Source organism: Halomonas sp. BMC6, assembly GCF_964204995.1.
In the GTDB taxonomy this organism is placed as follows: Bacteria; Pseudomonadota; Gammaproteobacteria; order Pseudomonadales; family Halomonadaceae; genus Vreelandella.
This window is the reverse complement of the sequence record NZ_CAXNSH010000001.1, coordinates 1,438,686-1,453,172: the sequence shown is the minus strand read 5'-3', so window position 1 is coordinate 1,453,172 and position 14,487 is coordinate 1,438,686. Positions and strand designations below refer to the sequence as shown.

8 protein-coding genes are annotated in these 14,487 nt (G+C 59.6%); all 8 read right to left on the bottom strand.

The genetic code is table 11. The features are described 5' to 3' along the window. Positions 1-132 precede the first annotated feature (132 nt). The 8 genes from eno to pilQ all read right to left on the bottom strand — a co-directional run bounded on the left by eno (position 133) and on the right by pilQ (position 14,431). Positions 133-1,422 (bottom strand): phosphopyruvate hydratase, encoded by a 1,290-nt coding sequence (gene eno, locus AB6K10_RS06900; protein ID WP_253016641.1) that lies wholly within the window; start codon positions 1,420-1,422, stop codon positions 133-135. 68 nt (positions 1,423-1,490) lie between these two features. Beyond that, positions 1,491-2,354, bottom strand: a complete 864-nt coding sequence (kdsA, locus tag AB6K10_RS06895) for a 3-deoxy-8-phosphooctulonate synthase (protein ID WP_285263946.1) — start codon at positions 2,352-2,354, stop codon at positions 1,491-1,493. A gap of 10 nt (positions 2,355-2,364) precedes the next feature. Continuing rightward, complete coding sequence (locus AB6K10_RS06890) at positions 2,365-4,020, bottom strand: CTP synthase (RefSeq protein WP_285263945.1); 1,656 nt, start codon at positions 4,018-4,020, stop codon at positions 2,365-2,367. Between the two features lie 332 nt (positions 4,021-4,352). Continuing rightward, positions 4,353-5,771 (bottom strand): FAD-dependent oxidoreductase, encoded by a 1,419-nt coding sequence (locus AB6K10_RS06885; protein WP_062362444.1) that lies wholly within the window; start codon positions 5,769-5,771, stop codon positions 4,353-4,355. A gap of 32 nt (positions 5,772-5,803) precedes the next feature. Continuing rightward, positions 5,804-10,246, bottom strand: a complete 4,443-nt coding sequence (gene gltB, locus AB6K10_RS06880; protein ID WP_339118271.1) for a glutamate synthase large subunit — start codon at positions 10,244-10,246, stop codon at positions 5,804-5,806. A gap of 440 nt (positions 10,247-10,686) precedes the next feature. Beyond that, the gene (gene aroB, locus AB6K10_RS06875) at positions 10,687-11,805 is read right to left on the bottom strand and encodes a 3-dehydroquinate synthase (RefSeq protein ID WP_159341241.1); all 1,119 of its coding nucleotides are present in this window, start codon (positions 11,803-11,805) and stop codon (positions 10,687-10,689) included. Further along, positions 11,802-12,368 carry a shikimate kinase AroK gene (gene aroK / locus AB6K10_RS06870; protein ID WP_159341240.1) on the bottom strand — a complete coding sequence of 189 codons (567 nt, stop codon included), beginning with the start codon at positions 12,366-12,368 and terminating at the stop codon, positions 11,802-11,804. Before aroK ends, aroB begins: the two co-directional genes overlap by 4 nt. Then, entirely contained in the window at positions 12,368-14,431 is a 2,064-nt protein-coding gene (gene pilQ, locus AB6K10_RS06865; protein WP_339118270.1) for a type IV pilus secretin PilQ, read from the bottom strand. The genes aroK and pilQ overlap by 1 nt, the downstream gene beginning before the upstream one ends. Positions 14,432-14,487: the final 56 nt, after the last annotated feature.

Below are 14,487 nucleotides of genomic sequence, written 5' to 3'. Positions count from 1 at the left end.
AACAACTTAAATTAAGATTAGTGAAAAAATTCGCTTTTTCTTACATGGTTCCGAGCGAATGTCGTCGGCATTTGTAAGAGATCTCTTACAAATTTTTGAGAGATCTCTTACACGCGGAGGCTATTTTTCCGCTTACTGACCTTTAATCGCTTTCAAACCGGGGTAGCTCACATCGCCAAGCTCGGCTTCGATCACCAGCAAGCGGTTGTACTTCGCGACACGGTCAGAGCGGCACAGTGAGCCGGTCTTGATTTGACCCGCGCAGGTGCCCACGGCCAGATCGGCAATGGTGGTGTCTTCGGTTTCGCCACTGCGGTGGGAGATGACCGCCGTGAAGCCTGCATCCTGGGCCATTTTGATCGCATCCAGGGTTTCAGACAGCGAGCCGATTTGGTTGAACTTGATCAGGATGGAGTTACCGATCTGCTCATCGATACCGCGCTTGAGGATCTTAGTGTTGGTCACGAACAGGTCGTCCCCCACCAGCTGCACTTTATCGCCCAGCTTGTCGGTCAGCGCCTTCCAACCAGCCCAGTCGGACTCGTCCATGCCGTCTTCGATCGAGACGATCGGATAGTCGGCACACAGGCCCGCCAGGTAGTCCGCAAAACCTTCGGCGTCGTAGCTCTTGCCTTCGCCAGAGAGGTTGTACTGGCCGTCTTTGTAGAACTCGGATGAGGCACAGTCCAGCGCCAGCGTGACGTCGCTGCCCAAGGTGTAACCCGCATCGGCAACGGCTTGCTTGATGACCGCCAGCGCGTCGGCGTTGGACGCCAAGTTCGGCGCAAAGCCACCTTCATCGCCCACCGACGTCGAGAGGCCTTTGGCGGAGAGCACTTTTTTCAGCGCGTGGAAAATCTCCGCGCCCATACGCAGACCTTCACGGAAGTTCGCAGCGCCGACTGGCTGTACCATGAACTCCTGGATGTCCACGTTGTTATCCGCGTGCTCGCCGCCGTTCAGAATGTTCATCATCGGCACCGGCATGCTGTACTGGCCGGGCTGGCCGTATAGCTCGGCGATATGCGCATACAGCGGCACGCCCTTGGCATTTGCCGCCGCTTTCGCCGCCGCCAGAGATACCGCCAGAATCGCATTGGCACCGAGGGTGGCTTTGTTATCCGTGCCGTCCAGCGCCAGCATGGCGTCGTCCAAGCCCCGCTGGTCCCGCGCATCCATTCCCAACAACGCATCGCGGATCTTGCCATTCACGGCCTCGACGGCTTTCAAAACGCCTTTGCCGAGGTAGCGTGCCTTGTCGCCATCGCGCAGCTCGAGCGCTTCGCGGGAGCCCGTGGAGGCACCGCTGGGGGCACAGGCAACGCCGACGGCACCGCTTTCCAAACGTACGGTGGCCTGAACGGTCGGATTGCCGCGCGAATCGAGCACTTCCAGCGCACTGATTTCAACAATTTTGGTCATGACAGTGTCCTTTGGTTGTCGGTCTAATCGATGAGAGGTCCAATGTATACCACGGATTGCCGCCGCGATTAACGGATGGTCAAGGGCTCGAAGCCTTTTACCAGCGCGTCTAATTGCGACAGCTGCGTCAAGAACGGCTCAAGCTGGTCCAGCGGCAGCGCGCAGGGGCCGTCGCACTTGGCGTTATCGGGGTCTGGATGAGCTTCCAAAAACAGTCCGGCCAAGCCCACCGCAACGCCCGCACGAGCAAGCTCGGCGACCTGAGCACGGCGGCCATCGGCGCTGTCCGCACGGCCACCGGGGCGCTGCAAGGCGTGGGTCACATCGAAGAACACCGGGTAGCCGGTCTGCTTCATGTCACCAAAGCCCAGCATATCCACGACGAGGTTGTTGTAGCCAAAACTGGTGCCCCGCTCGCACAGCATCAGGCGGTCGTTGCCCGCTTCCTGAAACTTGGTGAGGATATGGCGCATTTCATGGGGGGCCAAAAACTGCGGCTTCTTGATATTGATCGCCGCACCGGTTTTCGCCATCGCCACCACGAGATCGGTTTGGCGCGCCAAAAAGGCCGGCAGTTGGATAATATCGGCGACTTCAGCAGCAGGCGCTGCCTGCCACGGCTCGTGCACATCGGTAATGATGGGTACGTTGTAGCGCGCCTTGATATCGGCCAGAATTTGCAGGCCTTTTTCCAATCCAGGACCACGATAGGAGTGGATCGAGCTGCGATTCGCTTTATCGAAACTGGCCTTGAACACATAAGGCATACCCAGCTTTTGCGTCACATTCACGTAGGCCTGCGCGACTTCATCGGCCAGCTCCGCCGACTCCAGCACGTTCATGCCGCCTAACAGCATAAGCGGCAAAGAATTGCCGGCGGTTAAGCCGGCAACGTTGATGTGATGCTCTGGGAATTGGGACTGAGAAGACATGCTTCCCCCTTTATTCCTGAGGTGCGGCGTGGGCACGGGTACGTGCCGTTTTATGCTCTAGCGCGGCATTGACGAAGCCAGAGAAGAGCGGATGACCGTCGCGAGGCGTCGACGTGAACTCCGGGTGGAACTGACACGCCACGTACCAAGGGTGGTCCGCCAGCTCGACGACTTCGACCAGCGACTGGTCGACGCTCTTGCCCGAAATCACCAGACCTGCGGCTTCCAGATCATCGATGAACTGGTTGTTAACCTCGAAGCGGTGGCGATGACGCTCAACGATTTCGTCGGCACCGTACGCTTCGCGGGCTTTGCTACCGGCTGCCAGATGGCACACTTGGCCGCCCAAACGCATGGTGCCGCCCAGGTCGGAGGCCGCGTCGCGCAGCTCGATCTTGCCTTCGGCATTGATCCACTCGGTGATCAACCCCACCACCGGGTGCTTGGTATCGTGGGTAAACTCGGTGGAGTTGGCGTCTTTCCAGCCAGCCACGTTGCGAGCGAACTCGATCACCGCTACCTGCATGCCTAGACAGATACCCAGGTAAGGGATGTTGTTTTCACGGGCAAACTGGGCGGTCAGGATCTTGCCTTCCACGCCGCGCTCGCCAAAACCGCCGGGCACCAGAATGGCGTCTTTACCTGCCAGACGCTCGGTGCCGTGACGCTCGATGTCTTCAGAGTCGATGTAGTCGACGTTGACCTTGATGCGGCCCTGAATACCTGCGTGGATCAGCGCTTCGTTCAGCGACTTATACGCATCCAGCAGCTCCATGTACTTGCCGACCATGGCGATGCTGACGGACTTCAGCGGGTTGAGCTTGGCATCGAGTACCTTGACCCACTCCGACAGGTCCGCAGGTGCTGCTTCCAGACGCAGCTTGTCGCAGACGATATCGTCGAGGCCGTGCTCGTGCAGCATCAGCGGAATGCGGTAGATGGTGTCGGCATCTTGCAGCGGCACCACCGCACGCTCTTCTACATTGGTGAACAAGGCAATCTTGCGACGCTCGCTCTCTTCGAGCTCCACTTCGCTGCGGCAAATCAGGATATCCGGCTGGATACCGATAGAGCGCAGCTCTTTGACGCTGTGCTGCGTCGGCTTGGTTTTGGTTTCGCCAGCGGTCTTGATGTACGGCACCAGAGTCAGGTGCATGTAAATGGCGCGGCTGGCGCCCAGCTCGCTGCGGATCTGACGAATGGATTCTAGGAACGGCAGCGATTCGATATCGCCGACCGTACCGCCGATCTCCACCAGCGCCACGTCGAAGCCTTCGCCTCCGGCGTAGACGCGCTGCTTGATCTCATCGGTAATGTGCGGAATGACCTGCACAGTGCCACCCAGGTAATCGCCACGGCGCTCTTTACGCAGCACGTGTTCGTACACACGGCCTGTGGTGAAGTTGTTGCCCTGGGTCATTTTGGTGCGAATAAAGCGCTCGTAGTGACCTAAGTCCAAGTCCGTCTCGGCGCCATCCTCGGTGACGAACACCTCGCCGTGCTGGAAAGGACTCATGGTGCCCGGGTCCACGTTGATGTACGGGTCGAGCTTGAGCATGGTGACCTTAAGGCCGCGGGCCTCTAGAATCGCCGCCAGCGAGGCCGACGCGATGCCCTTGCCAAGAGAGGACACAACGCCGCCGGTCACGAAGATATATCGTGTCATGGAAAACCTGTCGAAACGTGATCAAAAGGCGTAACAGAAAGCCACACCAGGATGGGACGACAGAATAGCAGAGTACGCCTTAAGGCTCAATTTGAACTGAAACAGCGCCAGCCTCGGTCGCGAGCTAAAGCTGCCTCCCACTCTAGCACTGGCTATATATAAGCAGTGGGAGGCCGATTGATCGGGCTAAAGGATGCCGATGCTCAGTTGCCCCAGAGGTAGATCTGCGCGAGGCACTGTAAACCCAATCCTGGGCGCTACTTTTGTCATCCATGACAAGAAGACCCTCGCTACGACCTACCCCTGGTGCTGTTCGGCATGACATACACACTTTACACGCCTAGGTAATCCAGAATGCCCTCGGCGGCCTGACGCCCTTCATAAATAGCGGTGACCACGAGATCGGAGCCGCGCACCATATCGCCACCGGCAAAGATTTTCTCGTTGCTGGTTTGAAAGGCGTACTGACCGTGCTCAGGCGCTTTAACAAGATCCCATTCGTTAACGTCGATATTGGCGCTATCGAACCACGGTGCTGGGCTTGCCTGGAAACCGAAAGCCACCACCACGGCATCAGCGGCGATGATCTCTTCAGACCCCGGCACGACTTCAGGACGACGACGGCCATTCTCATCCGGCTCGCCCAGGCGCGTACGAACCACTTTTACGCCTTCGACCTTGTCTTCACCCACTACCGCTACCGGCTGGCGGTTGAACAGGAACTCGACGCCCTCTTCCCGCGCATTGGCCACTTCACGGCGCGAGCCCGGCATGTTCTCTTCATCGCGGCGGTAGGCACAGGTCACGCTGGCGGCGCGCTGACGAATCGAGGTGCGGTTACAGTCCATCGCGGTATCGCCACCGCCCAGCACCACCACGCGCTTGCCTTCCATCGAGATAAAGTCGTTCGGGTCTTTCTCGAAGCCCAAGCGGCGGTTGACGTTGGCAATCAGGAAATCCAGCGCTTTGTAGACGCCGGGCAGGTCTTCACCGGGGAAGCCGCCCTGCATGTACTTGTACGTCCCCATGCCCAGGAACACAGCGTCGTACTCCTGCAGCAGCGTCTCGAACTCGACATCGGTGCCGATTTCGGTATTCAGACGGAACTCAACGCCCATCTCCTCGAATACCGCACGACGGCGCTCCATGACGTTCTTTTCCAGCTTGAACTCAGGAATACCGAAAGTCAGCAGACCGCCAATTTCGGGGTACTTATCGAACACCACTGGCTTGACGCCATTGCGCGCCAGAATATCGGCACAGCCTAAGCCCGCAGGGCCTGCACCGACAATCGCAACCTTTTTATCGGTCCACACCACCTTGGACATGTCCGGGCGCCAGCCCATGGCAAAGGCGGTATCGGTAATGTACTTCTCTACCGAGCCAATGGTCACCGCGCCAAAGCCGTCGTTGAGGGTGCAATCGCCTTCACACAGGCGGTCTTGCGGGCACACCCGGCCACACACTTCCGGCAGCGAGTTAGTTTTGTGGGACAGCTCGGCGGCTTCGATAATGTTGCCTTCCACCACCAGCTGCAGCCAGTTGGGGATGTAGTTGTGTACCGGGCACTTCCACTCGCAGTAGGGGTTGCCGCAGTGCAAGCAGCGGTGCGCCTGGCTCGCCGCATCGGTGGGCTTGAACGGCTCGTAAATTTCCGCGAACTCTTTGGCCCGGGTGTGCGCCGGTTTTTTCTGTGGGTCTTTACGACCCACGTCGACAAACTGAAAATCGTTGTTTAAACGGTTGGCCATGATCTCTCTCCTCGAAGCGTAGGCGCTGACGGTTATTGCGGCTGACGCCGAGACTGATCCAGCAGACTACCCAGGCTGGCCGCTTTTGGCTTCACCAGCCAGAAGTGGCGCGCGTAGTCGCTGAAGTCTTCCAGAATCGCCGCACCGCGTGCGGAACCCGTCGCGGCCACGTAGGCCTCGATCATTTCCCGCAGGTGGCGACGGTAAGCTTCCATCGCTTCGGTGTTGACCCGGTGAATTTCGACCAGCTCGTGGTTGTACTTGTCCACGAAGGTCCGGTCTTCATCCAACACGTAGGCAAAGCCACCGGTCATGCCCGCCCCAAAGTTAACGCCGGTTTCACCCAGCACGCAGACCAAACCACCGGTCATGTACTCACAGCAGTGGTCGCCCGCGCCTTCGATCACAGCCGTTGCGCCGGAGTTACGCACCGCAAAGCGCTCGCCAGCGGTACCTGCGGCAAACAGTGTGCCGCCTGTCGCCCCATAGAGGCAGGTGTTGCCGATGATGGCCGTTTTGTGGCTCTCGAACTGGCTGACTTTCGGCGGCACGATCACAATGCTGCCGCCGTTCATGCCTTTACCGACATAGTCGTTGGCATCGCCTTCCAGGTAGAGGTTCAGGCCGCGGGCGTTCCACACCCCAAAGCTCTGGCCTGCCACGCCGGTAAAGCGCGCGGTGACCGGAGCGGCCTCAAGGCCCTCTTCACCGTAACGCTTGGCAATCGCCCCGGAGGTGAGCGCCCCTACACTGCGGTCGCAGTTAGTGATGGTGAAATCGAACGTGCCGCCAGACTGAGACTCGATGGCCTCTTTCAGCGCCGCCAAGACTTCCTGGTTTTTGGCACCCGGGTCGTGGGGCACGTTGCGGCTAACTTCACAGAACTGCGGCGCATCTGCAGGCACGAAGTCGTTCGCCAGCAGCGGCATTAAGTCCAGCTTACGCTGTGATGCCGTATTGCCTTCCAGCACTTCCAGCAGGTCCGTGCGGCCAATCAGGTCGGTGAGCTTACGCACGCCCAGCATGGCCATCAATTCGCGCACTTCTTCGGCAATAAAGCGGAAGTAGTTTTTCACCATATCCACGGTGCCGCGGAAGTGCTCGCCACGCAGGAAGTCATCCTGGGTTGCAACACCGGTGGCGCAGTTGTTCAGGTGGCAAATACGCAGGTATTTACAGCCCAGCGCGACCATCGGCGCGGTGCCGAAACCGAAGCTTTCAGCACCCAGAATCGCCGCTTTGACGACGTCGAGGCCGGTCTTCAGACCGCCATCGGTTTGCAGACGAATTTTGTCCCGCAGGCCGTTAATGCGCAGCGCCTGATGCACCTCGGGCAGCCCCAGCTCCCAAGGGGAACCGGCGTGCTTGATGGAGGTGAGCGGGCTGGCTGCGGTGCCGCCGTCGTAGCCAGATACGGTGATTAAATCCGCATAGGCTTTGGCGACGCCGGTGGCAATAGTGCCGATCCCTGGCTCGGAGACTAGTTTTACCGAGACCTGCGCGTCTGGGTTGACCTGCTTGAGGTCAAAGATCAGCTGCGCCAAGTCCTCGATGGAGTAAATATCGTGGTGAGGCGGCGGTGAAATCAGCGTGACGCCGGGCACCGAGTAGCGCAAGCGGGCAATCAGTTGATTGACCTTACCGCCCGGTAGCTGGCCGCCCTCACCGGGCTTGGCGCCCTGGGCTACCTTGATCTGCAGCACTTCGGCATTGACCAAGTAAGCCGGAGTCACGCCAAAGCGCCCAGAGGCGATTTGTTTGATTTTCGAGCTGCGAATGGTGCCGTAACGCGCCGGGTCTTCGCCGCCCTCACCGGAGTTGGAGCGACCGCCCGCCTCGTTCATGGCCTGGGCCAGCGCTTCGTGCGCCTCGGGAGAGAGCGCACCCAGCGACATACCGGCGCTGTCAAAGCGCGGAATCAGCGCTTCAATGGGCTCGACCTCTTCCAGCGGCACCGGCGACTCGGAAGGCTTGAGCGTCAGCAGGTCACGAATGGTGGCCACCGGACGCTCGTTCACCAGCTGGGCAAACTTTTTCCACTTGGCGTAGCTGCCTTCTTGCACAGCGGCTTGCAGCGATTTCACTACGTCCGGATTGTAGGCGTGGTACTCGTGGCCATGCACGTACTTGAGCATGCCGCCTTGGGAGATCCCTTTGCGGGGAATCCACGCATCCTTGGCCAGCAGCTCTTGCTGAAGCTGAAGCTCGGCAAAGCCGGTGCCCTGAATACGAGAGGCCATGCCCACGAAGCAGGTATCCATGACTTCATCCGCCAGGCCGACGGCTTCAAACAGCATGGAGCCACGGTAGGAAGCCAGCGTCGAGATGCCCATCTTCGAAAGAATCTTGAACAGTCCTTTCTGCAGGCCCTTACGGTAGTTCTCGCGAGCATCTGCTGGGTTGCCGGTCAGCTCGCCCGTGCGGTGCATATCCGCCATGACCTGATACGCCAGCCACGGGTAGACCGCCGTTGCGCCCACACCGAACAGCACCGCCATCTGGTGCGCATCGCGAGCGTAGCCGGTCTCGACCACGATGTTGGCGTTGGGGCGTAGCGCCAAGCGGCCAAGGTGGGAGTGAACGGCACCCACCGCCAAAGCTGCCTGAATGGGCAACTGGCCTTTGGGCAGCTCCGCATCGCTTAGTACCAGAATCACTTTACCCGCTTTCACCTGCGCTTCGGCTTCTTGGCACAGCGCGGTAATCGCCTGCTGCAAGCTGGTCTGCTCAGGGTCGTAGCCCAGCGTCAGCATGTGGCTGGCAAAAGCCGGATCGTCCTGGCTTACCAGGGCAGTGAATTTACGCGGCGAGAGCACCGGCGTGGTCAAAATCAAGCGGTGAGCGTGTTCCGGCGTGGCCTTGAAGACGTTCAGCTCCGCACCACAGCAGGTTTCCAACGACATCACGATCGCTTCGCGCAGCGGATCGATCGGCGGGTTGGTGACCTGGGCAAATTTCTGACGGAAGAAGTCAGTAAGCAGACGCGGACGGCTCGACAGTACCGCCATGGGCGTATCATCTCCCATGGAGCCCACCGCTTCCTGGCCACTTTCCGCCAGCGGGCGCAGCACCTGGTCGCGCTCTTCGAACGTCACCTGGAACATCTTCTGCTGCACGTTCAGTGCCTCAGTGTCCATCGTTTGGAAGCGCGCCAGTTCGGTCAGCGCCGACTCCAGGTAGTTCGCTTCCTGCTTCAGCCAGCGCTTGTAGGGGTATGCGGACTTCAGGCGATCATCGATATCCTGAGTGTGCAGTACTTCGCCCGTTTGGGTATCCACGGCCAGCATCTGGCCGGGTCCGACGCGGCCTTTTGCCACCACGTCTTCCGGCTTGTAGCCGTAGGTACCGATTTCGGAGGCCAGGGTGATGTAGCCATTCTTGGTAATCACCCAGCGCGCGGGGCGCAGGCCGTTACGGTCCAGCATACAGACTGCTTGGCGGCCGTCGGTCATCACCACGCCCGCAGGGCCGTCCCACGGCTCCATGTGCATGGAGTTGTACTCGTAGAACGCGCGCAGCTCGGCGTCCATGGTCTCGACGTTTTGCCAGGCGGGCGGCACTATCATGCGCACGGCGCGGTGCAGCTCCATGCCGCCGGTCAGCAGCACTTCCAGCATGTTATCCATACTGGAGGAGTCGGAGCCGGTGGTGTTGACGATTTCGTCCAGCTTGGCGATATCCGGCAGACGCTCGTTAACGAAGTTCGCCTTACGCGAGTTCGCCCAACCACGGTTGGCTTCGATGGTGTTAATTTCACCGTTGTGCGCCAGCAGGCGGAACGGCTGCGCCAACGGCCAGCGCGGTGCGGTGTTAGTCGAGAAGCGCTGGTGGAACACGCAGATGGCGGTTTCCAGACGCGGATCGTTCAGGTCTTTGTAGAACGCCGGTAGATCTTCCGGCATCACCAAGCCTTTATAGGAGACCACCTCGGTAGAGAGCGACGCCACATAGAAGTTTTCATCACTGCGCAGCGCCTGCTCGGCGTAGCGGCGCCCCATGAAGAGATCAACATCGAAATTTTCGCTGCTGCCGGGGGCGACAAACAGTTGTTCAATGCGCGGCAGGCAGTCCAGCGCCATGGGGCCACAGACGCTGGCGTCCGTGGGCACCACGCGCCAGCCCAGCACGTCCAAACCACGCGCGCTGAGTTCAGCAACCAGCGTCTCTTTCGCTTTAGAGGCACGCGCATCGTCGTTGGGCAAAAACACCGAGCCCACCGCAAAGCGCTCGCCCAGCTCGACGTCGAGCGCTTCTTTGGCGGCAGCACGCATGAACTGTGCGGGCATCTTCAGCAGCAGGCCGCAACCGTCGCCAGTTTTACCATCTGCCGCGATACCGCCACGGTGGGTCATGCAAGTCAGTGATTCAATAGCCGTTTTCAGCAAGTCGTGGCTGGCCTGCCCTTCCATGTGGGCAATAAGGCCAAAGCCGCAGTTATCGCGAAACTCGCCTGGCTGGTGAAGACCTCTATTCATGGGCGTGCCTCTAGTCAGCGTATTTTGTAAGCAGCGTTTTTATGGTATTATTACGGGTTTTTCTTTTTTTATGGCTCTTGTTACCCGCCCGAAATAGGGTGTTTTCCGCATTCGCTGCTGCAAGAAAATGGTCGCTCAGCATAGCGATTTGCCACCGCGTAGCGCAATCGCCCGGCGCGCGCCAATCGCTAAAAACCCTCGCCAAAACCCGTAGTTGCATTATCGTTCAATAAAAAAACAGTTATACTTCAACGGCTTGCAATGCAAAGAAACGATATTTTAACGACCGAAAGAGCTCATTAGACTTTAGTCTAATTATCACCAAAAACCCCATGCCGATAGCGCATAAGGCATACGGATATCATTACGTAATGCTTGTATCGGCTCTTCGTGGGCAGAAAAAAACCCGCCTGATTAGAGGCGGGTTCCGAGCGGTGAGGCTAGCCAACTATCCCCTGGCCGCGAGGGTAACCATCCAGTAGCTGCCGTAAGGTGTCGGCTGGAGTGGCGTCGCTGACGCAGGCATCGCCCAAGTCCTTCAGCAGCACCAGACGCAGACGCGCATCGACGTTCTTTTTATCCAATCGCATACGCGCCAAGAAGTCATCCGTCGACATGCCCGCGGGCGCGACCAGCGGAAGACCCGCGCTTTCAATCACCCTTTTCGTGCGCTCAAGCGCATCCGCGCTAATCCAGCCAAGCTGATGAGAGAGCGTGGCGGCCATCGCCATGCCCGCTCCCACGGCTTCGCCGTGCAGCCAGTTGCCGTAGCCTTGATGCGCCTCGATGGCGTGGCCAAAGGTGTGTCCAAGGTTCAAGAGCGCACGCACGCCCTGCTCGGTTTCGTCTTCCGCCACGATATCGGCTTTGATCTGGCAGCTCTTGGCGATGGCTTCAGCCACCACCTCGGGTTCGACACGGCGTAGCGCCGCCATGTTTTGCTCAAGCCAAGCGAGGAAGGCCGCATCGCGAATAAAACCGTACTTCACTACCTCGGCAAGCCCCGCTGAGAGTTCCCGAGCGGGCAAGGTGGTGAGGGTAGCGATATCGACTACCACGGCCTTGGGCTGCCAAAACGCGCCAATCATGTTCTTACCCAGCGGATGGTTCACGCCGGTTTTGCCGCCCACCGAGGAGTCCACCTGCGACAGCAGCGTGGTGGGCACTTGGATGAACGCCACGCCGCGCTGATAGGACGCCGCTGCATAGCCCACCATATCGCCCATCACACCGCCGCCTAGCGCAATCAGTGTACAGCGCCGATTGAAGCCTGCTTCGAGCAGCGCATCCCAAATGCGCCCCACCTGCTCGATGGTTTTGTACTGCTCTCCGTCAGGCAACACCAAGGTACGCACGTCGAGCTGCTCGGGCAACACGTCCTGTAGCGCCTTCAAATAGTGCGGGGCCACCGTCTCGTTGGTGACGATCATCACCTGATGACCTGCCAGATAAGGCACGAAGCTATCCGAGCGTTGGAGCAGCCCCACGCCAATGTGAATGGGATAACTGCGCTCACCCAGTTCAACAGTTAACGTGTGGTGATGGGCTTGTTCGGTCATGGGGATACCTTTTTCTGCGGGGCGCTGGCAGCGTCCAACGGATCGATCATGCGGTGTACGCGGCGTAAAATCTCGTTGACCACCGCCCGCGGGCTTCGGCGATCCGTGCGCACGGTAATGTCAGACGTCGCGCGGTAGAGCGGGTCGCGGGTGGCAAACATGTCGTTGAGCACCTGCTCGCGGTTGGCACACTGCAACAGCGGGCGGTTGCGATCCTTGGCGGTCCGTTTTAGCTGCTGTTCGACGGTGGTCATCAAGTAGATGACCGTGCCGCGCTCACGCAGGGCACGGCGGTTCTCTTCCCGCAGCACCGCGCCACCGCCGGTGGCAACGACCACGTCCGCTAATTGGGTAAGCTCGTCGATCATCTGGATTTCACGCTGGCGAAAGCCGGGCTCGCCCTCTACGTCAAAGATCCAGGGAATATCGGCACCGCAGCGGTCCTGTATGGCGTGGTCGCTATCGTAAAACGGGCGCGATAGCTCTCCCGCCAACAGGCGGCCTATCGTGCTCTTACCAGCCCCCATGGGGCCTATTAAAAAAAGATTGGGTAAATCCTGCATCAGCGAACCGCCAAACCATCATCAAGTAGTCGTGGAGTAATAAAGACCAGTAACTCTACCTTTTCATTGCTCTCTTCGGTATAGCGGAACAGGCGTCCCAACACCGGAAGGTCACCGAGAAGCGGCGTCTTGGCCATTTGGCTAAGCTGTTCTGTGGTCAAAATACCGCCTAACACCACCGTCTGGCCATTATCCACCAGCACCTGGGTTTCGATTTGATTGGTATCGATGGGCGGCTCGCCGCCAAACTCGCTTTCACGGAAACTATCGTTCTTGATCACCAAGTCCATGATGATGCGATTGTCCGGGGTGATTTGTGGGGTCACCTCCAGCGACAGCTCCGCCTCTTTGAATTCGGTATCCGGGTTGCCCTGGGCATCGACACTCTGGAACGCCCGCTCTTCGCCCTGGCGAATGGTGGCGGTGCGCTGGTTGGCGGTAATCACGCGGGGCTGGGAGATCGTCTGGCTCTTGCCTTCGCTTTCCAACGCGCGCAGCTCCAGGTCGAGCAGAATATCCCCAGAAAGGTAGCCAAAGCTAAAGCCGGTGTTGGCTGCCGCCGTGGAGCCCAAATCCACCGCCAGCCCCCCCTGAGCGCGGTTGATGCCGTCAGGGTTGATATCGCGACGTGAGAACGTGCCGTCGTCTCCTTCTACAAAGCCGCGGGTGCTGGAAACGCCCCAGTTCACGCCCAGCTCGCGAGACGCCGTATCCCGGGCAATCACGATGCGCGCCTCTATCTGTACTTGGCGTACCGCCACATCAAGACGGTCGAGGGTACGCATGATGTCGCGCACCTGATCGGCGGTATCTTGGATCAACAGCGTGTTGGTACGCTGATCGACACTCACCCGGCCACGCTCGGTCAGCAAACCAAAGCCTTCCGCCCCACGCAGCAGTTGGGCCAAGTCTTCGGCCCGGGCGTATTTCACCTCGATGAACTCGGTCACCAGCGGCGCTAACGTCTGCTGCTGGTTGCGCGCTTCGATCTCTTGACGCTCGATCTCCGCCAGCTCCCCCGCCGGTGCCACGACAATGACATTGCCCTGCTCACGGCTTGAGAGTCCCTGACTTTGCAGAATCAGCGCCAGCGCCTGGTCCCAGGGCACGTCGTTCAGATTGAGCGTCACACGGCCCGTCACGCTGTCGCTCGCCACCAGGTTCAGGCCGGTAAATTCGGCCAGGGTGGCCAGCACCGCACGCACTTCGATATCTTGGAAATTGAGGCTCAGGCGATCGCCGGTAAAGCTCTCGCCCTGCTGCTCGCGCTCTTGCTGACTGGCTTGGCTCACTGGCTGCACTTCGACGGTGAGCGTACGACCGCTTTGCGATGAGATCATCGCGTAGGGACCGTTGGTTTGCAGCTCCAGCAGCGTATCGCGCTGCCCAGAGCGGGGCGTGATGCGCGTAATCGGCGTCGCGAAATCGGTCACATCGTAGATTTGGTTGAGCGCATCGGGAATGTCCACATCGCGCAGTTCGGCCACGACCACTCCGTCACTGCCTTCGCGCACCTGGGTCACCACGCCTTCGCGGTCGAACGTAACCAACAAACGACCGGCGCCATCCGCTCCCCGGCGAAAATCGATGTCGGTGACTTGCGGCCCTTCGTCGGTTTCCAGGCCACCACTGACCGGCTCGGACGACGCGGCGTTCATGGCCGCTGGCGCAGACGGCGGCGCACTGGCAGCCGCCGCCAGCGTAATGCGCAGCTGGTCGCCTTCCACTCGGGAGGTGTAGTCGAGCGGCTGGCGTAAATCGACCACCAGACGCGTTCGGCCATTTCCCTCCAGCGCTGTAATCTGCTCGACGCTTGCGTTCTCCACGCTGATCCGGCGCTGGGGCAGATCGCTCTGCGTATCGGCCAGATCCAGCGCCAAGCGGGGCGGCGTGTCCAATCGGTAGCCGCGCAGTTCGGCGACACCGCCGCTGAATTGCAGGAGCAGCTCGACCTCACCGCTGCCGGTTTGGCGCACATCCAAATCGGTTAGCACGGACCCAAAAGCAAACGTTGGCATCAGAGCTAACAGTGATAGCGTCATTCGACGAAGTGTAGCGGCCATAGGTGTCATCCGGTAACAAGTCATGAAGTGGGTTGCCTGGTGGCGTGAGCGCGCTG